This window comes from Marinobacterium sp. xm-d-530, assembly GCF_013283365.1.
Classification (GTDB): domain Bacteria; phylum Pseudomonadota; class Gammaproteobacteria; order Pseudomonadales; family Balneatricaceae; genus Marinobacterium_E.
In genome coordinates this window covers 47,322-70,684 of record NZ_WBYM01000003.1, presented here as the reverse complement: position 1 = coordinate 70,684, position 23,363 = coordinate 47,322, and the positions used below count along the sequence as shown (strand labels likewise).

General features: G+C 47.6%; 20 protein-coding genes. 12 read left to right on the top strand and 8 right to left on the bottom strand.

Annotation, left to right across the window (positions count from 1 at the left end; all coding sequences use genetic code 11):
- Positions 1-14 precede the first annotated feature (14 nt).
- A complete protein-coding gene (locus XMD530_RS05665; protein ID WP_173481750.1) occupies positions 15-497 on the top strand; it encodes an Ivy family c-type lysozyme inhibitor in 483 nt (160 codons plus the stop codon).
- A gap of 200 nt (positions 498-697) precedes the next feature.
- Positions 698-2,092 (top strand): cell division protein ZapE, encoded by a 1,395-nt coding sequence (gene zapE, locus XMD530_RS05660; RefSeq protein WP_217364166.1) that lies wholly within the window; start codon positions 698-700, stop codon positions 2,090-2,092.
- Positions 2,093-2,131: 39 nt separating this feature from the next.
- Here the strand turns inward: zapE and XMD530_RS05655 are convergent, their stop codons facing one another.
- A complete protein-coding gene (locus XMD530_RS05655) occupies positions 2,132-3,088 on the bottom strand; it encodes a hypothetical protein (RefSeq protein ID WP_254443081.1) in 957 nt (318 codons plus the stop codon).
- A gap of 137 nt (positions 3,089-3,225) precedes the next feature.
- On the opposite strand from XMD530_RS05655, the gene trxA reads away from it, so the two are divergent.
- The 5 genes from trxA to ybaK all read left to right on the top strand — a co-directional run bounded on the left by trxA (position 3,226) and on the right by ybaK (position 7,861).
- On the top strand, positions 3,226-3,552 hold the full coding sequence (trxA, locus tag XMD530_RS05650; protein WP_173481753.1) for a thioredoxin TrxA: 327 nt from the start codon (positions 3,226-3,228) through the stop codon (positions 3,550-3,552).
- A gap of 180 nt (positions 3,553-3,732) precedes the next feature.
- Positions 3,733-4,992 carry a transcription termination factor Rho gene (rho, locus tag XMD530_RS05645; RefSeq protein WP_173481811.1) on the top strand — a complete coding sequence of 420 codons (1,260 nt, stop codon included), beginning with the start codon at positions 3,733-3,735 and terminating at the stop codon, positions 4,990-4,992.
- 83 nt (positions 4,993-5,075) lie between these two features.
- The gene (ubiD, locus tag XMD530_RS05640; RefSeq protein ID WP_173494634.1) at positions 5,076-6,554 is read left to right on the top strand and encodes a 4-hydroxy-3-polyprenylbenzoate decarboxylase; all 1,479 of its coding nucleotides are present in this window, start codon (positions 5,076-5,078) and stop codon (positions 6,552-6,554) included.
- A gap of 77 nt (positions 6,555-6,631) precedes the next feature.
- A complete protein-coding gene (locus XMD530_RS05635) occupies positions 6,632-7,366 on the top strand; it encodes an NAD(P)H-flavin reductase (RefSeq protein ID WP_371731732.1) in 735 nt (244 codons plus the stop codon).
- A 15-nt stretch (positions 7,367-7,381) separates the two neighbouring features.
- Positions 7,382-7,861: a Cys-tRNA(Pro) deacylase gene (ybaK, locus tag XMD530_RS05630; protein ID WP_173481756.1), complete on the top strand. Its 480-nt coding sequence runs from the start codon at positions 7,382-7,384 to the stop codon at positions 7,859-7,861.
- Positions 7,862-7,883: 22 nt separating this feature from the next.
- On the opposite strand, the gene XMD530_RS05625 is transcribed toward ybaK, so the two are convergent.
- Positions 7,884-9,824 (bottom strand): acetoacetate--CoA ligase, encoded by a 1,941-nt coding sequence (locus tag XMD530_RS05625; RefSeq protein WP_173481757.1) that lies wholly within the window; start codon positions 9,822-9,824, stop codon positions 7,884-7,886.
- A 149-nt stretch (positions 9,825-9,973) separates the two neighbouring features.
- Positions 9,974-11,893: an FAD-dependent monooxygenase gene (locus XMD530_RS05620; RefSeq protein WP_173481758.1), complete on the bottom strand. Its 1,920-nt coding sequence runs from the start codon at positions 11,891-11,893 to the stop codon at positions 9,974-9,976.
- Positions 11,894-12,073: 180 nt separating this feature from the next.
- On the opposite strand from XMD530_RS05620, the gene XMD530_RS05615 reads away from it, so the two are divergent.
- Positions 12,074-12,490, top strand: coding sequence for a MarR family winged helix-turn-helix transcriptional regulator (locus XMD530_RS05615; RefSeq protein ID WP_254443635.1), 417 nt, complete (start codon positions 12,074-12,076; stop codon positions 12,488-12,490).
- Positions 12,491-12,562: 72 nt separating this feature from the next.
- Here the strand turns inward: XMD530_RS05615 and XMD530_RS05610 are convergent, their stop codons facing one another.
- Positions 12,563-13,147, bottom strand: a complete 585-nt coding sequence (locus XMD530_RS05610; protein WP_173506873.1) for a TetR/AcrR family transcriptional regulator — start codon at positions 13,145-13,147, stop codon at positions 12,563-12,565.
- 89 nt (positions 13,148-13,236) lie between these two features.
- Here XMD530_RS05610 and XMD530_RS05605 point away from each other — a divergent pair, with 89 nt between their 5' ends.
- From XMD530_RS05605 to XMD530_RS05590, 4 genes are read left to right on the top strand one after another with little or no spacing between them, the layout of a single operon-like run.
- The gene (locus XMD530_RS05605) at positions 13,237-13,719 is read left to right on the top strand and encodes a cytochrome b (RefSeq protein WP_173498301.1); all 483 of its coding nucleotides are present in this window, start codon (positions 13,237-13,239) and stop codon (positions 13,717-13,719) included.
- Positions 13,720-13,723: 4 nt separating this feature from the next.
- Positions 13,724-15,028 carry an efflux RND transporter periplasmic adaptor subunit gene (locus XMD530_RS05600; RefSeq protein ID WP_173498300.1) on the top strand — a complete coding sequence of 435 codons (1,305 nt, stop codon included), beginning with the start codon at positions 13,724-13,726 and terminating at the stop codon, positions 15,026-15,028.
- Positions 15,025-18,111 (top strand): efflux RND transporter permease subunit, encoded by a 3,087-nt coding sequence (locus XMD530_RS05595; protein WP_173506872.1) that lies wholly within the window; start codon positions 15,025-15,027, stop codon positions 18,109-18,111. The genes XMD530_RS05600 and XMD530_RS05595 overlap by 4 nt, the downstream gene beginning before the upstream one ends.
- 10 nt (positions 18,112-18,121) lie before the next feature.
- Positions 18,122-19,330 carry an NnrS family protein gene (locus tag XMD530_RS05590; RefSeq protein WP_217364165.1) on the top strand — a complete coding sequence of 403 codons (1,209 nt, stop codon included), beginning with the start codon at positions 18,122-18,124 and terminating at the stop codon, positions 19,328-19,330.
- A gap of 153 nt (positions 19,331-19,483) precedes the next feature.
- On the opposite strand, the gene folD is transcribed toward XMD530_RS05590, so the two are convergent.
- The 4 genes from folD to XMD530_RS05570 form a co-directional block, all read right to left on the bottom strand.
- Positions 19,484-20,332, bottom strand: coding sequence for a bifunctional methylenetetrahydrofolate dehydrogenase/methenyltetrahydrofolate cyclohydrolase FolD (folD, locus tag XMD530_RS05585; RefSeq protein ID WP_173481763.1), 849 nt, complete (start codon positions 20,330-20,332; stop codon positions 19,484-19,486).
- 81 nt (positions 20,333-20,413) lie between these two features.
- Positions 20,414-20,914 carry a TIGR00645 family protein gene (locus XMD530_RS05580; RefSeq protein ID WP_173481764.1) on the bottom strand — a complete coding sequence of 167 codons (501 nt, stop codon included), beginning with the start codon at positions 20,912-20,914 and terminating at the stop codon, positions 20,414-20,416.
- Between the two features lie 10 nt (positions 20,915-20,924).
- Entirely contained in the window at positions 20,925-22,154 is a 1,230-nt protein-coding gene (locus XMD530_RS05575; RefSeq protein WP_173506871.1) for a heme biosynthesis HemY N-terminal domain-containing protein, read from the bottom strand.
- Positions 22,154-23,353 (bottom strand): uroporphyrinogen-III C-methyltransferase, encoded by a 1,200-nt coding sequence (locus XMD530_RS05570; RefSeq protein WP_173506870.1) that lies wholly within the window; start codon positions 23,351-23,353, stop codon positions 22,154-22,156. The genes XMD530_RS05575 and XMD530_RS05570 overlap by 1 nt, the downstream gene beginning before the upstream one ends.
- Between the last annotated feature and the right edge of the window lie 10 nt (positions 23,354-23,363).

The window sequence follows — 23,363 nt, the reverse complement described above, 5'->3', positions numbered from 1 at the left end:
AGAGGGGCTCTTCTATGAACAATCAAATAGCAGCTGTGTTGAGCGTGTTAATGCTAGCGGTTCCAGTTCAAGCCGAAGAAAACCCAACGCGTGACGATTTCTCCGATGTATTAAAACAACCAATGCCTGACTATCTCACAGACGTGATCGACAAACCGGACTATCGGATGAAATGGAACGGTCTGTTTGAAGGCGAGGTTGGTGTAGATCAGTGGTTGGCTGAATACCTGGACAACGGTGCCGTGGAGCATCCAGTTGAGTACGTAGAGGAGGGCGGTTTCGTTTTTGAAATTTATAGTCTGTGTGAGCCTCACAACTGTTGGGGTAGCAAATTTACGTTTGTCGTCTCCAAAACATGCCCTCTAGTTCATGGGGTGATGACTAGTTTCGACGAAGTGACTCGCCAATTCGGCGTAAAGCTGAAGTTCTATGATGGGGACAAGCCAATTTATGTTCTGCCTCAGTTTGCAGACCTTTGCAGAGCTGAGCTCAAATAACTCTCGTTATAAACTATAGCCAAAAGGTTATCAGACCGATAAACAGATCTAATTTCATATTACTGAGGCTTGGGGGTAAATTTTAACTATCTAACAAACAGGAGAAACGCGATGAGTGGTTTCAATGAAAGACTTGATCATATATTGCCTACCATACCGTATTACTGATCAGATTCATGATGAGTACGGTTAGGAAGAATATGGCAGCACAACATTGCGTCACCCGGCGACCCCTATCGATAGGCCCCGTGACTGAGGCTTATGAACGCATGGTGGATGCGGGGGAGGTGCAACGAGATGAGGCACAAGTCACACTAGCCGCAAAACTCGATGCTCTGCATGAGTCGCTTGCCTTGCTCCCGCCTGTCCCTGTGGGTTCCGATAAATCGATAGCGAGCAGTACTACTAGCAACAGCCCGATTTCACTTGGGCGATCCTTAGCGTCCGCTCAGTTCTCTCTTCGAAAGAAACTCAATTTGTGGTCTTTTAGTCCACCACCGCGCGGTATCTATATCCATGGTCCGGTCGGAGTCGGCAAGAGCTTTCTAATGGACCTCTTTTACGCGTCGGTTAAGGCTTCTATTACCAAGCGCCGCGTCCACTTTCATGAATTCATGCTAGACGTGCACCATCGCCTATTTGTCTTCAAACAGAAGCACCCACTAGATGATGTGATGCCTGTTGTTGCACAACAATTGGCACAGGAAGCTCAACTCCTCTGTTTTGATGAATTTCAAGTAACCGATGTTGCCGATGCCATGATTTTGAAGCGACTGTTTTCATTATTATTGGATAGGAATGTCGTAGTGGTCGCCACCTCAAACCGCTCCCCGGATACATTGTATGAGGGAGGCATTAACCGATCCCTCTTTTTGCCATTCATAGACATGTTAAAAGACAGGTTCGACATTATCTCCATGGAGGATTCCGCCAGAGATTATCGACTCGAAACTCGAGCAGATGGTCATTCCTATTTTTGGTCAAACAAGGATGTACATGGCAATAACAACATTCAGTCGCAGCTTAAAGATATATTTGGTGGCACTGTATCGGGAACTGAGGACGAGGTCATTGACGTACGCTTCGGCCGCACCGTCCAGGTCAAACGACATAATGACCGGTGCGCCTGGTTTGATTTTTCCGAGTTGTGTCACCAGCCGCTTGGCGCGTCCGATTATATTTCCCTTTGCGACCGATTTCCGGTCCTCATCATCGACGGTGTTCCGCAATTAGACGTCAATCACCTTGACGAAGGGCGACGATTTTTGACCCTCATTGACCTGTGTTATGAATCTCGCACCCGCTTGGTGCTGGCAGCCAACGTCCCACTCGATGAACTGTTTGTCGATTTCTCAGCGCAAATTGAACGCAGCGATGGCAATGAAGAGTTGTTTGTTAGTGAAAAAGGGGGCAACTCAAGCTCCTTTGCGACGACCATGATTCGTTCCAAAGAGGGTGAAGATATGGAGTGGTCGGCAACGGGTCTAAATGGCGCGTCACTGGCAAAATTATCGGCCGCCAATGATCTAGCCTTCTCTTTTCGACGAGCCGCGTCTCGGTTGGTCGAAATGAGTGGTAAGGATTGGGGGCGGTAAAAACTTCAACGACTCAAAGCCGCCTCTCAGTTTTTAATATTACTCCTGCTTTCTCATGAAGAATCGATAGAAGGTTTGATCTGATATCAGAGGTAGTAGCCGCGTTAGTAGGGCAATGATAATCAGTGCAAAAGCCAATCTAGCCCAGAGTATGCCGTGCAGTTCTGCACCGGTTAGTGCGATCAGTAGGGTATCTTCAATCAGGCTGTGACACAGGCCAAGAAGGGCAAAAGAGGCAAAAATATCGCGTCCACTGATGGTGCCTCGCTCTGCTTCACGAATCAGTAATCCGCCACCATAGGCTAATCCCAGTGTCATCCCTATTAAGCTCATCGGTAGGGCTTCTCGTTTAATACCAATCAGTTTGAGAATCGGTCTAAGTAGATATTCGATGGCGCGCTCTAAACCCGTCACTTTGGCAATTCTTAGAACGGCTACCAAACCAAAAATGACGACAACGGTCCAAAATAGCATCTCGAGTTGTGCACTTAGCCACGCGGTCCAACTGTTGTCACCAATCTCTGGGGCAAAATCGAAGCTAACCAGCTGCTGCATGCTGGGCATATCTTGGTAGACCCAGTGCATACAGATCGCAAGCCCGAGTGCGCCGCCGATGCGAATTAGAATCATCGGCAATAATCGGCAACCCCCTCGATAGGTGATGGCGATCTCAACAATCAAGTTGTGCGCACCCAGCATCAGGATGCCCATCAACGTAATCTGCTCAAGTGTCCAGGCTTGTGAGTAGGTGAATAGGACAATTAAGCCTGCGTAGATGTTGGTGAGCAGCGTGGTGGCCCATACAATGCCGGCAATGGCTGGTAGACCTAGCCACTCCATAGGTGCACTGAGTGTGTCGGCTAAGAAGTCGGCTGCACCGATTAGCTCCAATAGGCGTACAATGACGATGGCTGGGATGAGTATTTTGAACAGGGTCAGGGTAACGCGAACACTGTCCTCTGTGACTTCACGCAGGTGTTTCATTAGTGGATTCATCACAGTTCTCGACATCATTCCCATTATTGGTGAGCAGATGCTATTATTGGGCAAGTTATTTTGCAATTTAAGGTTGATGTCTTGTTAAGACAAGTCTTGCAACCGCTTCGCGTAAAACGCATTGGAGATAAGAACAGATGAGCGAAAACATCCTAAACGTAACTGACGCAAGTTTCGAAGAGGACGTCCTAAAGGCTGAAGGTCCAGTACTGGTTGATTACTGGGCAGAGTGGTGTGGCCCTTGTAAGATGATTGCACCGGTCCTAGAAGAAGTTGCGACTGAGTACGCGGGTCGTTTGAAAGTGTGTAAGTTGAACATCGACGAAAACGCTGAAACCGCTCCTAAGTTTGGTATTCGTGGTATTCCAACACTGATGATCTTCAAAGGCGGCAACGTTGAAGCAACCAAAGTTGGCGCACTGTCTAAGTCGCAGCTAACGGCGTTTGTTGACGCAAACATCTAAATATTAGGTAAAAGGCGGGATATCCCGCCTTTTCTTTGTCTATTGGCTAGACAGCACCACCAACTGGTTATATATTAACTCCGTTGGTTGATTTCTGACCAACCCAAATAATCTTCTTCTAATTTCAATCATTCCTGTCTCGCGGCTCTCGTCGTGCACGACACTATTCATAACGAAAAAATGAACCTTACCGAACTCAAACTAAAAAGCATGCCTGAACTGCTCGATATCGCAGCAGAAATGGGCCTAGATAACCTTGCTCGTTCTCGTAAACAAGATGTCATCTTCTCGATCCTTAAGAAGCACGCCCGCAGTGGTGAAGATATTTACGGTGACGGTGTTCTTGAAATCCTACAGGATGGCTTCGGCTTCCTTCGTTCAGCGGACTCCTCTTACCTAGCTGGACCTGATGATATTTATGTATCGCCAAGCCAGATTCGTCGTTTCAATCTGCGCACGGGTGACACCATTGCCGGAAAGATCCGCCCACCGAAAGACAGTGAGCGTTACTTCGCACTGCTTAAAGTGGCTGAGATCAACTACGACAAGCCTGAAAATGCCAAGAACAAAATTCTGTTTGAGAACCTTACGCCACTCTTCGCTCAAAAGCGTCTGCGTATGGAGATCGGTAACGGTAGTACAGAAGATATTACCGCTCGTGTCTTAGACCTAGTGACTCCGGTTGGTAAAGGTCAGCGTGCATTGGTGGTTTCTCCACCTAAAGCCGGTAAGACACTGATGCTACAGAACATTGCTAATAGCATCACACGTAACAACCCAGAGTGTTACCTGATTGTTCTTCTGATTGATGAACGTCCGGAAGAGGTAACCGACATGCAGCGTACGGTGCGTGGTGAAGTGGTAGCTTCAACGTTTGATGAGCCGCCATCACGTCACGTACAAGTGGCTGAAATGGTGCTAGAGAAAGCGAAGCGTCTAACCGAGCACAAGAAAGACGTTGTCATTCTACTTGATTCGATTACCCGTCTAGCCCGTGCCTACAACACGGTTGTGCCTTCTTCGGGTAAAGTACTGACCGGTGGTGTCGATGCGCATGCACTTGAGCGTCCTAAGCGTTTCTTTGGTGCGGCACGTAACATCGAAGAGGGTGGTAGCTTGACGATCATTGCTACGGCTCTGGTTGATACGGGCTCTAAGATGGATGAAGTCATCTTTGAGGAGTTCAAAGGTACTGGTAACGCCGAAGTTCACCTGGATCGTCGCGTTGCTGAGAAGCGTGTCTTCCCTGCGATCAACATTCGTCGTTCAGGTACGCGTCGTGAAGATCTTCTTACAACAGAAGAAGAGCTCCAACGTATGTGGATTCTGCGTAAGCTGTTGGATCCAATGGAAGATGCGGCCGCAACTGAATTTGTCATCGATAAACTGAAGGACTTCAAGACCAACGAAGAGTTCTTCCTTTCGATGAAGCGTAAGTAATCAATCTGAGCGTTTATTTGGCTTAGTATTGAAACAGGGCGAGCATTTACCACTCGCCCTTTTTTGTTTTTGCCGAGGATTGTATGGCGACACCTAAGTACAGAGATCTGCGTGATTTTATTAGCCAGCTGGAAGCTCGTGGTGAGCTTAAGCGAATAACGCATCCTGTCGACCCCAATTTAGAGATGACAGAAATCTGTGACCGCACGTTAAAAGCCGGTGGTCCAGCACTGCTGTTTGAAAACCCGGTTGGTTATGACATGCCGGTATTAGGCAACCTGTTTGGTACACCTGATCGCGTTGCACTGGGCATGGGGGAAGAGTCCGTTTCGGCACTGCGCGATGTCGGTAAATTGCTGGCGCAACTTAAAGAGCCTGAACCACCCAAGGGCTTTAAAGATGCACTGGACAAAATACCGCTCTACAAACAAGTGCTGAATATGGGGCCTAAGGTAGTCAAAAAGGCGCCCTGTCAGGAAGTGGTACTTGAGGGTGATGCTGTCGATTTGGATCTGATTCCGATTCAAACCTGCTGGCCAGGTGATGCTGGTCCTTTGGTGACCTGGCCATTGGTCATTACTCGCGGCCCAAACAAAAAGCGTCAAAACCTAGGTATCTACCGTCAGCAGAAAATTGCTAAGAACAAACTGATCATGCGCTGGCTGTCGCATCGCGGTGGTGCGTTGGATTTTCTTGAGTGGAAGCAACAGCATCCAGGCGAGCCGTTCCCGGTTGCGGTGGCTTTGGGTGCGGATCCGGCGACCATTCTGGGCGCTGTGACACCGGTTCCCGATACTCTGTCCGAGTACGCTTTTGCTGGACTGTTACGGGGTGGGAAAACGGAAGTGACGTCCTGTATTGGTAGCGACCTGCAAGTGCCTGCTAGTGCAGAAATCGTATTAGAGGGTTACATCTACCCTGACGAAATGGCGGACGAAGGTCCGTTTGGTGACCACACCGGCTACTACAACGAGGTCGACAGTTTTCCCGTCTTTACGGTGGAACGCATCACGAAACGTGCTGATGCGATCTATCACAGTACTTACACGGGCCGTCCACCGGATGAACCGGCTGTTCTGGGCGTTGCATTGAACGAGGTGTTTGTACCGATTCTGCAGAAGCAGTTCCCAGAAATTGTCGATTTTTACTTGCCACCAGAAGGATGCTCTTACCGCATGGCGGTCGTCAGTATGAAGAAGCAGTACCCGGGTCATGCTAAGCGTGTGATGCTGGGTGTATGGTCCTTCTTGCGTCAATTCATGTACACCAAATTTGTTGTCGTTGTGGATGAAGACGTGAACACTCGTGACTGGCAGGATGTCATCTGGGCCATTACTACGCGTATGGATCCGGCTCGGGATACGGTGATGATTGAGAATACCCCGATCGACTATTTGGACTTTGCATCCCCTGTGTCTGGGTTGGGTTCCAAAATGGGATTGGATGCGACCAATAAGTGGCAGGGCGAAACGGATCGTGAATGGGGAGAGCCCATTACCATGGATGAGTCGGTGAAACGTCGAGTAGATGATATCTGGGCTGATCTTGGAATCGACGACTAAGTCCCCACTATTTAGTTACCTGACTAGAGTAAATTGTTAATTCACGCATCGCGTGGACTGTTATTTGGAGAGTGAACGTGGCAAGGAAAGTTACGACGATTTTATCGGCTGATCTGTTAAATAGGGATGTTTACCGTATCCGCCTTTTGCTTCCTGAGTCTGAGCAAGCGGGCGCTGAATTTAAAGCGGGACAGTATCTAGATATCTGCCTGCCAGACGGGAAAAAAGCTTCATTCTCTATTGCCTCGGCACCCGAGGCAGGTCGTGAATTAGAACTTCACATTCGCCACATGCCTGACAGTGAGTTCAACGACTCGATTGTCCAACACCTGCTGCATCAACCGAGCGTTGAAGTGGAGTTGGCGATGGGCGACTGCACCATCAATCTAGATGAGCTCAATGACGATCAGCCCATCATCTTTGCTGCCGCCAGTACCGGTTTTTCACAGGTGAAAAGTATTGTTGAGCACCTGATCGCCAGTGCGCGCAAAAATCCGATCCATGTCTATTGGGGCGCGCGGGTTGAAGACGATATGTATCTCGAAGAGTTGCCGAAGAGCTGGGCAGAGCACCACGCCAACATTCACTTTATTCCTGTCGTTAGTGAACCAGATAAGAGCCCGGGTTGGAGTGGACGTACGGGCTTACTACCAGCGGCCATTGTGGAAGATGTTGACGACCTGACAAAAGCAGAGGTGTTCGCATGCGGATCGCCGGCAATGGTGTATGCACTGTTGGATGCTTTAGAAGAGCAGGGCTTTACTCAGAGTCAGATGAAATCTGACGTGTTTGCCTACGCTCCGCGTCCTTAATCATTAAATTCACCTATGACCCCTGCTATTGATGCTGCCAAAAAGGCAAAAATATCCTTCAATACGCATCAGTATGAACATGCACCCGGGGCCGCTTACGGCCTCGAAGCTGCAGATAAGTTAGCCCTCGACCCAGGTCAGGTTTTTAAAACTTTGATGCTTGAGACTGACCGAGGCCCAAATGCGCTAGCGGTCGCAGTCATACCAGTAGCAGCAACGTTGGATCTCAAAGCCGCAGCCAAAGCGCTAAAACAGAAAAAAGTATCGATGGCGGATCCTCAGGTTGCTCAGCGCTTAACCGGCTACTTGGTTGGAGGGATCAGTCCACTGGGGCAGAAGCGAGTTTTTGCTACCTTAATTGATCAGAGTGCCGAGTCTTTGAAGACTTTGTATGTCAGCGCTGGCAGACGTGGACTTGAGATTGAGTTGGCACCAACTGACCTGTTGAGAGTCACACAAGGTCAGTTTGCAGCGATTGCTAAGTTTAAAAATTAATTAGTTTGGGTCGTTTTAATTCCTAAACTCCTAACCCTTCAAACAGCTCTAACGCCTCTGGATTAGCCAGTGACTCTCTATTTTTAACCGGCTCGCCAACCAGCACGTTGCGTACTGCTAGCTCAACGATTTTTCCGCTTTTGGTTCTCGGGATGTCCGTAACCGCTTTGATGATACCGGGTACATGTCTCGGCGTGGTGTTGTTGCGGATGGTGCGTTTTATCTCGGCCACTAGGTCGTCGGTGAGTTCCAGGCCGTCTGCGAGCACGACATAGAGCGCTACCACGACATCATCCTCTTTGGGTAACCCGACGCAGATGCTATCGGTGATTCCCGCGACCTTTTCGACTTGACGGTAGATCTCGGCTGTACCGATTCGGACACCGCCTGGATTCAATACCGCGTCAGAGCGACCGTGGATGATCACGCCCTTTCGTTTTGTCAGTTCAGCGTAATCACCGTGCGCCCAGATGTTATCGAAGCGTTCAAAGTAGGCTGCTTTGTAACGTTCACCCTGCGGATCATTCCAAAAACCGATGGGGCGGCTAGGGAAGGGGGCTGTACACACCAATTCACCCTTCTCCTCGAGCAAAGAGTTGCCCTCATCGTCATAAATATCAACGGCCATACCTAAGCCTCTGGCCTGTAACTCGCCTGAGTAGACGGGGAGGGTCGGCACACCCAACGCAAAGCATGAGACGATGTCGGTTCCGCCTGAGATAGAGGCCAGATGAAGGTCTTGTTTAACTGAGTCATAGATAAACTCGAAACTTTCCGGTGAGAGTGGCGATCCGGTCGAGAGTATCGATCTAAGCTGAGCAAAGCTGTGGTGCTGATTGGGTAAGTAACCGGCATTCTGAATCGCGGCTATGTACTTGGCGCTGGTGCCGAAGGCAGTGATCTCCTCTTGCTCCACGATGTCCCACAGTGCCGAGGCAGTCGGGTGGAAAGGGGAGCCATCAAACAGAACGAGTGAAGCACCAACTGCTAAACCAGATGCCATCCAGTTCCACATCATCCAACCGCAGGTTGTGAAGTACATTAACCGGCTGTCAGGGCCTAAGTCTGTATGTAGGGCTAGCTCTTTCATGTGCTGGAGCAGTGTTCCGCCAGCGCCATGCACGATGCATTTAGGAACTCCTGTCGTGCCCGATGAGTAGAGGATGTAGAGCGGGTGATCAAAAGGGAGTTCAACAAAATCGATGTCGCCGGCTTGGTCGTCCAGTGCCTCTGACCAAGGCTGTGCTCCCTTGATCCCCGTTAGATCGGGTGAATCATTCAGAAACGGGTAGACCACGACCCCTTCTACACTGGGAATGCGATCAACGATCTCCGGTAGTTTGTCGAGGTTGTTAATCTGTTTGCCTGCGTAGTGGTAGCCATCTACCGTAAAGATCAGTTTCGGTTCAACTTGCCCAAACCGGTCGACGACGCCATTGACACCAAAGTCAGGTGAGCAGGATGTCCAAACCGCTCCCAGTGCTGTGGTGGCCAACATCGCAATGATCGCCTCTGGCGCATTGGGTAGGTAACCTGCAACACGATCGCCGGCGCCGATATTCATCTTTTTCAGGTAGCCCTGTACCGATGCAACCTGCTGAAAGAGCTCTGCATAGGTCAGCGTTCTGCGTTTGCCATTCTCACCCCGAAAAATGATCGCAATGCTGTCATCGCGACGTTTTAATAGATGCTTGGCAAAGTTGAGCTTGGCCCCTTCAAACCAACGGGCGTCACGAATTCCAATCCCGGTTTGTAGAACCTCTTGTGCTGGCTGACTGAACTCAATATCGAGAAACTGGCACACCGAGCCCCAAAACTGATCGGGCTGATCGATACTCCACTGCCACAGATCATCATAAGTCGACAGTGCCAGTGAGCACTGGTCGTTCACGCGGTTTTGGAATTCGGTTAAGCGTGCAGCTGCAATGCGTTGATTACTTGGCTGCCATAGCAGTTTAGACATGAGGTTACCTAGGGTTAAGACACTATAAGAACCTTAAGTTAAGGCGTTCATTCACTCAAGCGGAAAAACAGCGGAATTCACTTCGCGAAACCGTTGATGTGCGCAATAAAAAAGGCACCCTGAGGTGCCTTTGATCCTTGGATCTGAACTTAGTTCTGCTCAACAAAGATGTTGGAGAAGAAGTCGGCCAATTCGTCGGTTGCCGATAGTGGCAGTACGTGTGCGATGTACTGGTCTGGACGAACGACGATCATACAGCCTTGCTCACGATCGATACCGCGCATATCGAAGATGTCGCCATTACCTTTATGATCAACACAGAAGACTTTCTCATGATCCTGGATACCCAGCTTGCCCTTCTTAGGAATCAGTAGAGAAGGCATTTTATCGTAATCCAAGTCGTAGAATGTCTGCTGGAATACAGCGCGAACATCAATGACTGAATCGATGTCAGCACCTGACTTGGTGTACTTAACAACCGGTGAGTTGCTGTCGTTCTCTAACCAGTCCGCTAGCGTATGAATGGCAGAGCTTGAGCTGGTGTCGTTTTTGCCTGCAAATGCGTAGATTCTCCAACGAGCATCGGCCTGAGCTGCGTGACCAAGTTGCATGTGCTTAGCATCTGATAGGCGTAGAACCGGCGCTGAGTGGAAACGACGTCCAATCTCTTCTCCTGTTGCTAGTGCTTGGTAAGTTTGTGCACCGGTTAGAATTGATTCATCATATTTAACGGCCAGACCGCCGGTGAACTCCAGATTCTCTTTGAAGGCACGAACGAAACGAGGCTCATCGCCTTTATCCAGTTCAGACGTACCAGGAGGTGCCGACATGATGCGCGCCCACTCGTGGTCGGTCTCAACAAGACGTTTCGCTTCTGTCCAACGCTCTTTAGAGTAAGTGTGTAGTAGAGATGCGTCTGATTGACCAGTCAGTACGTGGACTAACTTCCAGCCTAGGTTGAAGGTATCTTGCATTGATACGTTCATACCCTGACCCGCTTTCGGGCTGTGCGTGTGACAGGCATCGCCCGCAGTGAATACGCGAGGGTTGCGAGTTGCACGCTCTTCATCAGTCACATCATCGAAACGGTCCGTCATGCGGTGACCAATCTCGTAAACAGACCACCAAACAACCTCTTTCACATCGATGCTGTATGGGTGCATGATGCGGTTAGCCGCTGCGATCGTGTCATCCGATGTGAACTTGCGGTTGGCAACGCGCTCATCTTCTTTTAGTTTATCCAGCTCCACGTACATACGGAACATGTAACCACCTTCACGAGGAAGGATCAGTACGTTGCCCTCAGTGGCAGAGGTGATCAAACATTTCTGGCGAACATCAGGGAAATCTGTGTTAGCTAGGATGTCCATTACACCCCAAGCCTGGTGAGCAGCATCGCCGTGCAGCTCGCCACCAATGGCGGTACGAACGTTAGATCGTGCACCGTCACAGCCGACCACGTAGTTAGCGCGAACAATCTTCTTCTGGCCTTTGTTTACACCGGTGTTCACCAGAGTCACTGTCACTGGGTATTCATCAAGAGATGGGTTTACTTCCAACGTCTCTACCGACCAGTTGTAATCTGGTTGCATACGCGTCGGTGAGTTATCCATCACCTCAAGGAACCACTGGTGGATGCGTGACTGGTTAACAATGATGTGAGGCATTTCAGATGAGTCATCAGCAACATCCTGTACACGGCCAATGCGTTGGATATTCTTTGGATTTTCTGGGTCTGGCATCCAGAAGTTGGTCTGGTTTACCCAGTAAGCTTCACGCTTAACGGCATCGGCAAAACCAAAGGCTTGGAACATCTCCATGGTACGCGTGTTGATACCATCGGCTTTACCTTTTTGGATATTCATTGGGCTTGGTTCAACGATCATCGTGCTGATCTCGGGGAACTGAGAGAGCTGAGCCGCCAGACAGAGGCCTGCAGGGCCTGTACCTGCAATCAGTACATCGACTTTTTCAGGAAGAATGGCATTAGGCGCGAATTCGCGACGGTTAGGTGCAGCATTTTTGCGATCTGGGTTACCACCACGGAAACCATCTTCGTAATATTGCATCACTAGACTCCTTATTATCTTCTGTCTCTTAGTGCGGCTCAGAGAACCTTGTTAGTAAGTATGCTTACTATTTGTGCTCATAGTGTAACCAAAGTTTTATGTGGTTGTAAACTAGTAAGTATACAAACTAGTTCTTTTCAAATAGGATGGAACAAACAGTAAAAAGTGTTGGAGAACGAGTTGTCCTACTACGAGATGCCTGGTCACCTGATACGTCGCTTAAGTCAGCAGTCGAATCAGGTGTTTCAAGATGAGATGAAGCGTATCGGTGCCGATGTCACGTCGGTGCAATTTGCCTCAATGCAGGCAATAGAGTTGCATGGCGAGATGGAGCAGTCACAGATCGCGCAGTCGATTCACTACGACAAAGCGACGATTGGAGGCGTGATTGATCGACTCGAAAAACGTGGTTGGGTAGAGCGTAAATCAAACCCCAAAGATCGACGCGCTAAATTGGTGACGCTAACCAAAGAAGGGCGTAAGGCTCTGGAGGAGATCACCCCGGTGGTTAAGGCGTTACAGGATCAAGTGGTAGCCAATTTAAGTGATGACGAGCGCGCTCTGTTTATCAAATTGGCGCAAAAGGTTGTCTCTTAATATGTTTTGACTACTGAAGTCTATTAGTGAGGATCGCCTAACGGCACATAGCCGCCGCTCACAGTTGATGGGCTAGCTAATTAAGACATCAATCAATTTGAGGGATAATTGATTGCCACTAGCTACTAAATCGAAGCTCTTATCACTTAATCCCCATCGTACCGCCTGACCTTGTATTAACGATGTTAAATATTTGGCTATATCAGGCACTGTAATTTCCGATTGGTCACGACCAATGAGCGCCTTTTCAATCAGAGATGAGAGATGGCTATCAAACACAAACAGTGTTTCTCTGATAATCGTTCGCAGCTCTTCATTCTCCGTGTTTAACTCACGTGAAAAGAGAATCAAGGGCAAAGCTGGTGTATTTTGAATAAGTTCAAGCTGGCAATGGACTAATCGAGCAACTCGCTGTTTGGCATCCACCTCCTTGGATAGGAGTAAATTTTCAGCCCATGCGCTCTTCAGTCCATCAGTGACTTTGCGTATTGCTGCTACCCACAACTCATCTTTATTTTTGAAATGGCGGAAAACCGTTCCCTGAGTGACTCCAATTCGCGCTGCGATATCACTGGTAGTAAGGCGGTCTGGTCCTATTTCATAAGCCAACTCTAGAAGTGCATTGATAAGTTCATCTTTGCGCTTTGATGCGGACATTCTTTTTAGCAAAACGTTTTCTCTTGTAAGTAATTAAATACTAACATAACATTAGAGCTATCTAATTAATAGTTTAAGGACCCAAAACCATGTCCGATCAATTACGCTGGTATAGCAAAACTCAAATCGTACTCCATTGGAGTACAGTAGCCCTTGTTATAGCTCAATACGTGCTTCATGACTCTATTGTAAACGCTTGGGAACTCATCCAATCAGGCAAGTCTGTTTCATTTGATCCGCTAGTGCTATCACACGTAGCTGGCGGTATCTTTATAGCAGCAATTGTACTCATACGATTGCGTTTGAGGTCAATAAGCACCCATGAAACAAAAGACTTACTCGGCAACAGATTATCAAACATAGCGCATAAGCTTCTCTATGCAATTTTACTGATGATGGTACTTAGCGGTGGAATGGCATGGTTCTTCAATATTGACGCTGCGGCCAATGCACACAACCTTTTTAAGGTATTACTTTTAATAACAGTTCTTGGGCATGTTTTAGCTGCTCTTTACCATCATTTCATAATGAAAGATGGTTTATTGAATCGAATGTTTCTTGCAAGGAAGTAACAAGATGCAGTGGACTCGTTACTTAAAGTTTGGAATTCCTATTGTTGTGGGAATTGCTGGAACTGCATTACTACTCAACGGCGTCAAACCACCAGAAAAGAGCGCATCGTTAATAGAAATCAAAGCGGTTAAATACCTAGTTGTTCAGCCCGAGGAAGCATTCTCAGAGATGTCGATTTCGGGAACAATTGAGGCAAGCGACAAATGGTCGGCTGTTGCACAGGTTAAAGGGGAAATTTACCGATCAAATGACTCAATCGTTGAAGGGCTTTGGGTTGACGCTGGTGATGTCATTCTCAAGATAGATCCTTTGGACTATGAGCTTGCTATTTCTCAAATTAGTGCTGAGTTGACTGGTATTGAGTACGAGCTTTCACTTCTGAATGCCGAGGCAGAAAACACGCAACGGATCTTAGATTTAGAGCAGCGACAGCTTACATATGCAAAAGCGGATCTAGATCGAATCCAAAAGCTATATGCCAGCGGATCCGCAACACGTAAGCAATTAGATGATGTCCAAAGAGCCACTCTGACTTCAGAGAAGATCGTTACAGACATTAATAATGGCTTGTTGCTTGTAGAACCTAAAAAGCAGAAGCTGCTAGCTCAAAAGCAAGCGTTAAGTATCTCACTAGACCGTGCACATAGGGATTTAGCTCGAACAGATATTGTCGCGCCTTACCCACTTAGGATCTCTAAGCTTCTTGTTGAAGACTATCAGGCTGTTAACGTTGGGCAGCCTTTAATTGAAGGGGTGGGTGTTAAATCAGCCAATGTTACTGCACAAGCAAACATCGATAAGTTCAGAGATTTAATTGGTCTCAATACGCCACCTTCCACTCTGAATAATGAATTTGTAACTCAAACCTTAAATCAATTGGTTTCTGCCGAAGTGCGAACAGTTGGGAGCGTAAGCGAATCTTGGAAGGCAGAGATAATATCTGTTCGTACTGAGCTGGATAACCGAGCAAGAACCCTTCAAATCGTAGTAAGGGTGGATGATCCATATTCGAGCCATTCCACTGCACAGAATTTCCCACTGTTACCAAATCAACCAATTGAGTTGGTTTTTAAAACGATTCAGCCCTCAAGCGTCATTACAATTCCATTATCTGCGGTTCACCAAGATCAGGTTCTTTTGCTAAATAAAGAGAATGAAATTGAGTTTCGAGAAGTTCAGCTTGGTCTCATGCAAGAGAACCAAGTGAAAATTACTCGCGGGCTCAAGGCAGGCGACAGATTGATACTCGACTCTCTGATAACTGCAATACCAGGACAAAAGTTTACTGGGATTGAGGTGGCGAAATGATCAGATGGTTTGCATCCCATCCCACTTCAGCTAATTTACTGCTGTTAGTGTTTATAGCAGTTGGATCGTTTTCAGCACCGACCCTTCTACGAGAGACTTTTCCAGACTTTCGCCCTGTCGAAGCGGAAGTATCTGTTGTTTATCGTGGCGCAACACCTTCCGATGTTGAAAAGAAAATATGTGAACCCCTATGGGATGCCGTTCAATCGGTTGAATCACTGAGTGAATTTGTCTGTACAGCACAAAACAATTTAGCCCACGCTGTAGCGACAATGCAGCCAAGTGGGGATGCCGTTAGATTTGTCAGCAATCTAAGAACTGAAATCTCGGCAATTGATTCATTTCCATTATTAGCGGAAGCTCCCATTATTCGTGAACTTCATCGCACAGATCTTGTGGCTTCTGTCGCTGTATCTGGTGAGCTACCACTGGAACAACTTGATCACTACTCAAAGATTCTACAAGACAAGTTAGCTTCACTCGATACTGTAGCGAAAGTCATTCGTTCTGGTGTAGGGGAGAGAACCTGGTCAATACAGGCTGATCCTCGTGTTTTGAAAGAGTACGGTTTAACAACCTCCTCTATCGCCAATGCACTTAAACAACACAGCATTAATGTTCCTGCTGGAACTCTTGAAGGAGAAAGCGGTGAATACAACATCAGATTTGACTCCGAAGCGCTATCTAAGAATGCCCTATTCAACCTACCCATTATCACCTTAACCAATGGTGCTGTGATCAATCTGAGTGATATCGCTAGCGTAGAGGAGCATTATGAGCCAGCGAGTAACGCAGCCTATTTAGATGGCGTTCCTGTCATCCTACTTGAAGTACACAAACCCCTGGATGCTGACGCTTTAAGATCTCTCGACGACCTAACAAATACGGTGAAAGCCGAGCAAAGCAGAGGTATTGGCTCGATTCACCTTGAAGTCGTTCAGGATGTAACTTCAATTATACGAGATCGATTAACAATGCTGGTTCAAAACGGCGTCGTTGGTCTAGTCCTTGTTGTACTCGTAATGAGCCTATTCTTCCGACCAGCTTATGCAGCATGGGCAGCAATGGGATTGCCTGTAGCGTTTCTAGGCGCCTTTGCATGGATGTCATTGACTGGTGAAAGTTTAAATATGATCACCGTAGTTGCGTTACTTATGGCTATAGGGATTGTTATGGATGATTCGATTGTATTATCCGACTCCATAGCAGTGCATTCTCATGGTAACGTGACTTTGAATTCAGTAGTTCAGGGCGTTGTAGCGGTTGCTCCAGGTGTAGTCTCTTCATTCCTTACAACTGTTTCTGTATTTTTGCCGTTATCATTTTTAGCAGGTGAGCTTGGCGCTGTACTTGAGGTACTTCCAGTCGTTCTTTTAGCTGCGTTAACAGCAAGCCTAGTTGAGGCTTTTTTCATACTTCCTCACCACCTAAAACAAAGCCTAACTAAATCGAATTATTCGCCCAACAAATTCAAAGTCCGCTTCGAAGAGATCTTTAATTCATTTAAAGAGCGGGGCGTTGGCAGGCTAGCAGACTGGGCTATTGATCATCGCTGGCTAGTTGTTGGAGTCGCTGTTGGATTATTGATCCTTACTATTGGAGCCCTAGGTTCAGGCGTAGTGAAGCGGGAAGCAATGCCTGAAATTGATGGTGATGTAATTGAAGCACGAATTTTACTACCCATGGGGGTATCGCTCGGTAGAACTGAGGAAGCTGTCCGCCAGGTGGAAGAAGCCCTTGCGCGTGTGAATATCGAGCTAAAGTCTAAACAACCGCAACAACAGGACCTTGTGAAACGTGTGATAACTCGATTCGGAAGAAATTTATCTGTTGGAGAGAGCGGAAGTCATGTGGCTACGGTTTCAGCGGATCTATTATCTGCAGAGATTCGAGCTACAACGCTCGATGAACTCATTGAAATATGGAAACGTGAAATTGGGGTATTACCAGGCATCACATCCCTAATTATTACAGAGCCTGGTATTGGTCCGCAGGGTATAGCCGTAGAGCTAAGACTTTTCCATGAGGATTTGAATTTGCTTTCGAAGGCTTCGCAAGAGCTATTAAGTGAAGTAGAGAAGTACAATGGCGTATTAAACTCCAAACATGATCTAAATGTTGGCAAGCCTCAACTTGGCATGCAGATAACTTCTGACGGACAAGCTTTAGGCTTAACGCCATTAGCTATTGCTAATCAGTTGCGAGGAGCGTTTCTTGGCGAAACCCTTGATGATATTCGCGTTGGTGAACTCCAATACGCGATTGAAGTGAAGTTTGCAGATAACAGCACACAAGACATCAACGATCTGTTGGCTTTTGAGCTACAACTGAGTGATGGATCAACAGTTCTCTTACCTAATGTTGTCCAGCTTTATGAAACTAGAGAGTGGAGTTCAGTTACTCAACGAAATGGGGCAAGATCTGTAACAATTCAAGCGGATGTGGATGGCCGTATAGCCAATGCTGATGCCATTACTGCAGACATAAAGAAAAACCTGTTACCTAATATTCAATCAGAATACTCGGGTATTACGTTTGAAATAGCAGGGCAAGCAGCGAATTCGGCTGAAACTGTCGCCTCTATTCTTCGTGGCTTCTTGATCGGAATCGTGGGTGTATATCTGATTCTTTCATTCCAATTTAGGAGCTATGTTGAACCCTTTATAGTGCTTTTAACTATCCCAATGGCTTTTCTTGGTGTTGTATGGGGACACTATTTAATGGGTTACAACATATCTATGCCATCCCTTGTCGGTGCAGCTTCACTCTCGGGTATCGTTGTAAACAATGCAATATTGTTAATCGGTGTCATCAAAGAGAGAGCATCTGATACCAAGTCAGTAATAGAAGCCGCCAGCGAAGCCGTTCGCTCTAGATTTCGTCCTATTTTTGTTTCAGTTTCAACGACCATAATGGGAATGGCTCCATTACTCACGGAAACATCGACTCAAGCGCAAACCCTTAAACCATTGGTGATCTCTGTTGTGTTCGGTTTGCTAGCATCTACAGTATTGGTCATGATTGTTGTGCCTTCACTGTATGCAATTGTTAATGAGCTGAAATCTAAGTCATCGACAAACTAAGAGAGTATTTGTGGCGCTAATACAAATTGACGGGTCTATAACTGACGAACAAAACACAAAGAAGCTCCACCCTGCGTTTTTGAATGCTGCTTTTAGACCATTCTTCTGGCTAGGTGCCTTGTTTGGTGCATTAAGCATACCCGCTTGGGCACTTAGCTTTCTGGGTTTAATTGAATTGAACCTATATGGCGGTGCCTATGCGTGGCACCTACATGAAATGCTATTCGGTTTTTTTCCAGCAATCATGGTTGGGTTTCTCCTAACTGCTGTTCAAACCTGGACAAAGCGAAAATGCATTGAAGGATGGTGGTTAGCTGCTCTTGTACTGACATGGCTTCTAGGTCGTATAACACTTGCCTTTCAACCCGCCTTTTTTCGTGATTACACAATCGTTATAGATCTTCTCTTCTTGCCAGCCTGTGCTGGCTTTTTAGCGCGCCCGATACTGCAAGCCAAGATGTGGAGGAATCTCTTTTTTGTACCTATCCTACTTGTGATGGCGATGATGAATGCTGTCTTTCATTTTTCATTGTCGAGTGACTCTATCGTTGATATCACCACTATTTCGCACGCCATGGTCATCCTTGCAGCGCTAGTAATGAGCATAATGGGGGGGCGAGTCTTTCCCATGTTCACGGCCAACGGAACAAAGACACCTCGGGTTAACTCGATTGGGTGGTTAGAGCAACTTTCGATTCTAAGCATTGTGATTGTGTTTATTACAACGTTGACTCAAAACTTTGTACCGAACACTCTTAGCATTGCCGTTCTATTCGTGGCAGGGATTTCAAATCTATTTAGGGCTTTGCGATGGAGGCTATGGGTGACGTTGCAGGTCCCACTAGTATGGTCCTTACATCTTAGTTACTTAGCTATGAGTCTAGGTTTTATTCTACTCGCCTTGGCAAAAATGCATTTAATTCCAAGTGTTTCAATTGGTTTTCATTCGATCACGGTTGGCGGGATGGGGCTTATGATCTTATCGATGATATCGAGAGTTTCATTAGGCCATACTGGACGACTTATTAAGGCTAATGTTTGGGTTACTTGTTCCGTATTAGCCCTTAGTTTTGCTGCGATTGACCGCGTTACAGGGTCATTACTCGGCATGGAATATTCAATAGTTATAGCGTCATCAGCTCTACTTTGGAGTATAGGCTTTTTGATTTTTGTGTTTGCCTATACCAAAATCTTATTCACTGAAAACATGTCACGATAATGCTGAAATGACCTTTGAAACGTGGAGTGTAAATTTAACTTGAGTGTCTCAAATGGGTCGTGAGTAGCCGTCTGCGTTGTGCCGATAAGAAACAAAAAGGAGAGCTACTGCTCTCCTTCGTTGGTTTTAAATGCAATCAGTTAGCATTCAGCTTTAGCCAGATATCTTCTTTTCCCCGGCTGCGACACACTGGAATATTAGAGTGTTGATGGTCATAGGGCCAACGCCGCCTGGGACAGGAGTCAAAGCAGCAACACGACTCTCTAGTGGTGCAAGTTCGATATCACCCACACCGCCTGGGTGGTAGCCAGCATCGACAACGATGGCGCCATCTTTGATCCACTCTGCTTTAATGAATTCTGGGCGGCCAACCGCACCCACGACGATATCAGCCTGTTTGATAATGTCGGCTAGTCCTTGGGTGCGTGAGTGACAGATGGTCACAGTCGCATCAGCGTTTAACAGCATCATGCCCATCGGCTTGCCTAGAATAGGGCTGCGACCAACTACGACAGCGTTCTTACCTGAAAGCGGAATGTCATAAGCGTCTAGAAGACGCATAATGCCTTGTGGAGTTGCGGAGCCGTAGGCCTCTTCCTGCATCGCCATGCGACCGAAGCCAAGACAGGTGACACCGTCTACGTCTTTTTCTAGAGCGATGGCATCGAAACAGGCACGCTCATCAATCTGTTCTGGAACTGGGTGCTGAAGCAGGATGCCGTGACAGTTTGGATTACTGTTCAGCTCTTGGATTTTCTCTAACAGCTCTTCGGTGGTGGTCTCTGCACCCATCTCAACCGTGATTGATTCCATGCCGATACGTTTGCAGGCATTCTGCTTCATGCGCACGTAGGTTGCTGACGCTGGGTCAGCGCCTACCAAAATAGTGGCTAATGCAGGCGTTTGACCGCCGCTTTTCGCTTTAAGGTTTTCAACGCGTGTAGCGAGTTCAGCTTCGGTTTTTTTAGCAACGGCGCTGCCATCAAGAATCAGTGTGGTCATGGTTTTCCTGTGGTTGGGGTCTAGCAAATTGAATTGTGCGGATTCTATCACTACTGATCGAATTTTGCTCGATCAGCTCTCTCATTTAGGGCTTTTGCGGGTGATCTTATCAAGCATGCCCATTGCCACTGCTGAGATAACAAAGGTTAGATGAATGACGACGTACCAGAGCAGTTTATCGTTATCGATGTTGCTCGCATTCATAAAGACCTTAAGTAAGTGGATTGAAGAGATGGCAACAATGGAGGCGGCGACTTTGTTCTTCAGAGAGTTGGTATCGAGTGTGCCAAGCCATTCGAGCTTTTCTGTCGATTCACGAATATCGAGGCGCGAGACAAAGTTTTCATAGCTTGTAAACATGACCATGACGATCAATCCCGAGACTAACGCGATATCAATAAGAGAGAGAATGATCAAAATGAGATCAGCCTCTGGTAGAACCGTCACATCGGTCAGGACGTGTATCACTTCTTGGAAAAACTTAATGGCCAATGCGACCAGGGCTAAGCTAAGTCCTAAGTAAATGGGCGCTAAAATCCAGCGAGTTGAATACATCAAGCGCTCAATAAAACGTTCAGCCACGGTGCAATCCTTAATGAGTTAAATGGTGTCGTGTCGTGCGATCCGCTTCCGACGGAGTTGGCAGTTGAAGCGGTGCGTTCTTGGAACTCAACAGTTGAGACGCTTCGCGTTGTTCACCCAGCTGTAGGTAGAGCTCGGTTAGTTCGATCAACGTCTGTGCCTGATGGTTGAGTTCGAGTGATTTTCTGTAGTGCGTTAACGCGGCTCCCCATAACTGAGCGCGACGAGATAGACGTGCCAGAACCAGTTCTACCGCCGCATTGTCAGGCTGCTGTTTTAACCAGCCTTTAGCCGTTTTGATCATGGAATCTGGATCGTCACAGGGCAGTTCGCTGAAGCGAACCGCTAGATCGTTATCCCAGTGTTTAGCTAACCACTTAATGATCTGCGAGCAGGCATCAGCGGTTTCGTTTAGGGCGGTTAGCTGGCCAATATAAGCGCGGCGAACTTCTGGATCTTGTTGTGCTTCGTAACTCAGATCTTCCCAACACTGGTCTAGTGCAGTGCGAGACGTCTCTTCTAGATTGTTCAATTTAGAGAGAGCGGCTGTGCGTCTTAAAGTTTGTATGTCGCTGCTGTTTAAAACCTTGCGCTTTTGCAGGCTCGGTAGCATTGGCAGTAGCGCGTTCCAATCGCGTTTCGCACTCAGCAACGTCGCTTTTTCACGATCTACAGCGGTTGAGTTTGAGCGCTCTTTTGCAAGTCTGCTGAGCAGTTCGCCAGCCCGCTCATGGTGACCTGATTTAACGTCAAAACGTACCTGCTCGAGTTGAAGGCGTAACTCTGACTCGGGTGACTCTTTAGCCGCTTTGATAAGAATGCGGTGTGCCTCTTTTTCATCCCCTTGCTCTGCTGCGCATCGAGCCGCCTCTAAATAGAATAGGGCAGGGGTACGACTGAGTTCTGCAGCTTGGATAAACAGGCGGCGAGCTTTCCATAGGTCACCTTCCAGTTCCGCATCCAGTGCTTGATTGGATTTTGTGCCGGCTTTTCTATCACCGCGCGCTTCGCTCCAGCGGCGAAGCTTCTCGGCAGGTGAGCGCCAGTTCGAGAATAGATTGAATAGCCAGTGGGTCAATGTGAACAGCAGAACCACCGCGATCAGAAGCACCCAAAGACTGGTCTCAATGGAGACCTGTTGGTAGGCAATCAAGACATATCCACTGTCTTTCATCATGGCCTGCCCGACCCAAGCACCTACTAATAGTAGGAGTGAGAGTAGGATTAAAAAGCGTCTCATTACTGTGCCTCCCTGCGCAGGTTAGCCATCTCTTTTTGATGCTGCTGCAGAGCCTTTAAGGATCCCGAGATGTCCGGAATCGTTGGCGACACATTCAGGGTGGTCAGTTCCGCTAGGGATTGGATCAGAACACTGGTTGTGTAGTTATCCTTATCAAAGTACTGCATCAACAGAGATTGCGCGCGTGACAAGCTGGTTGTGAATACAGACTGCTGTTGACGTAATAGCGCCAGTTGCGCCTGTTCTAACAACATCTGGATATTTTGGCGAAGGTAGTGACCTTGATCCGGTGATAGGATCGGCTCTACCGGCTGATCGTGTCGTTGAATAACGATCAGCGACTCAAGTTTGCTGATCGCTTTGGCAAAACCATTGGTGATGTTCTGCTGTGTCTCGGCATCTACCTGCTCAGAAATGACGTTGTCGATCAGCTCAGGCAACTGGCGCTGTTGCTCTAAGGTGAGTGTGGGTAAGTCTTTACTACGCTCAATCAGTGCTGCAACTCGTAGGTAGGTGCCCTCTATGTCCAAATTGGGTACTGATTCGAGTTTAGAGATATCACTGGCAAGGCTTTGGCGCAGTGGGTAGAGGCTGACATCATCCAACTCTTTAAGAATGGTGTCGGTACTGCGCAAGAGGGCCAGCGCACCTTCGGCGCGGTTCTCCATTAAGATGCGTTGGTTCGCTAAGCGTAATAGATACTCAGCCTCAGCCAAACGCCAGTCACTTTCTGATCGTTCACGACCGGCTTCAACCTGTTTGATGGCATCGCTTAGGCGTTCTTGTAGAGTGGCTATTTCGGCCGTTTGTGCCACTTTTTCCGCTTGGATCTGTTGAAAGCTCTCAGTCAACTCGGCAACTGCTGCATTGGCATCATTGACCGCTGCAGTGGCTTCCAGCTGTTGAGCGGCACTGCGCTGATTAAAGCGCTCTTCGAGTTGGGTGAGTTTTTGCTGGGCAAGGTAGCCGCCAGCACCTACCGCCCCTAGAGCAACCAAGCTGATGATCGTCGCTAAGATTGCTGACGCGCTTTTTTTGGCTGGGCCGGTCTCTTTTACATCTGAGGCCTCTTTCAATTCGGAGCTATCTGCAGCCTGCTCGCTGACGGTCTCTTCTACCTTTGACTCGACAACTTCAGCTTCGAGAATCTCGGCATCTTCTACTTGATCGGTTTGATTCTCTTTATCGGAGTGACTCATCGCTCTATTC

What these genes read in the sequence shown, in the direction of transcription:
- XMD530_RS05665 (WP_173481750.1), top strand. Translation starts at nt 15, where the DNA reads ATGAACAATCAAATAGCAGCTGTGTTGAGCGTGTTAATGCTAGCGGTT.
- zapE (WP_217364166.1), top strand. Translation starts at nt 698, where the DNA reads ATGGCAGCACAACATTGCGTCACCCGGCGACCCCTATCGATAGGCCCC.
- XMD530_RS05655 (WP_254443081.1), bottom strand. Translation starts at nt 3,088, where the DNA reads ATGAATCCACTAATGAAACACCTGCGTGAAGTCACAGAGGACAGTGTT.
- trxA (WP_173481753.1), top strand. Translation starts at nt 3,226, where the DNA reads ATGAGCGAAAACATCCTAAACGTAACTGACGCAAGTTTCGAAGAGGAC.
- rho (WP_173481811.1), top strand. Translation starts at nt 3,733, where the DNA reads ATGAACCTTACCGAACTCAAACTAAAAAGCATGCCTGAACTGCTCGAT.
- ubiD (WP_173494634.1), top strand. Translation starts at nt 5,076, where the DNA reads ATGGCGACACCTAAGTACAGAGATCTGCGTGATTTTATTAGCCAGCTG.
- ybaK (WP_173481756.1), top strand. Translation starts at nt 7,382, where the DNA reads ATGACCCCTGCTATTGATGCTGCCAAAAAGGCAAAAATATCCTTCAAT.
- XMD530_RS05625 (WP_173481757.1), bottom strand. Translation starts at nt 9,824, where the DNA reads ATGTCTAAACTGCTATGGCAGCCAAGTAATCAACGCATTGCAGCTGCA.
- XMD530_RS05620 (WP_173481758.1), bottom strand. Translation starts at nt 11,893, where the DNA reads ATGCAATATTACGAAGATGGTTTCCGTGGTGGTAACCCAGATCGCAAA.
- XMD530_RS05610 (WP_173506873.1), bottom strand. Translation starts at nt 13,147, where the DNA reads ATGTCCGCATCAAAGCGCAAAGATGAACTTATCAATGCACTTCTAGAG.
- XMD530_RS05605 (WP_173498301.1), top strand. Translation starts at nt 13,237, where the DNA reads ATGTCCGATCAATTACGCTGGTATAGCAAAACTCAAATCGTACTCCAT.
- XMD530_RS05600 (WP_173498300.1), top strand. Translation starts at nt 13,724, where the DNA reads ATGCAGTGGACTCGTTACTTAAAGTTTGGAATTCCTATTGTTGTGGGA.
- XMD530_RS05595 (WP_173506872.1), top strand. Translation starts at nt 15,025, where the DNA reads ATGATCAGATGGTTTGCATCCCATCCCACTTCAGCTAATTTACTGCTG.
- folD (WP_173481763.1), bottom strand. Translation starts at nt 20,332, where the DNA reads ATGACCACACTGATTCTTGATGGCAGCGCCGTTGCTAAAAAAACCGAA.
- XMD530_RS05575 (WP_173506871.1), bottom strand. Translation starts at nt 22,154, where the DNA reads ATGAGACGCTTTTTAATCCTACTCTCACTCCTACTATTAGTAGGTGCT.
- XMD530_RS05570 (WP_173506870.1), bottom strand. Translation starts at nt 23,353, where the DNA reads ATGAGTCACTCCGATAAAGAGAATCAAACCGATCAAGTAGAAGATGCC.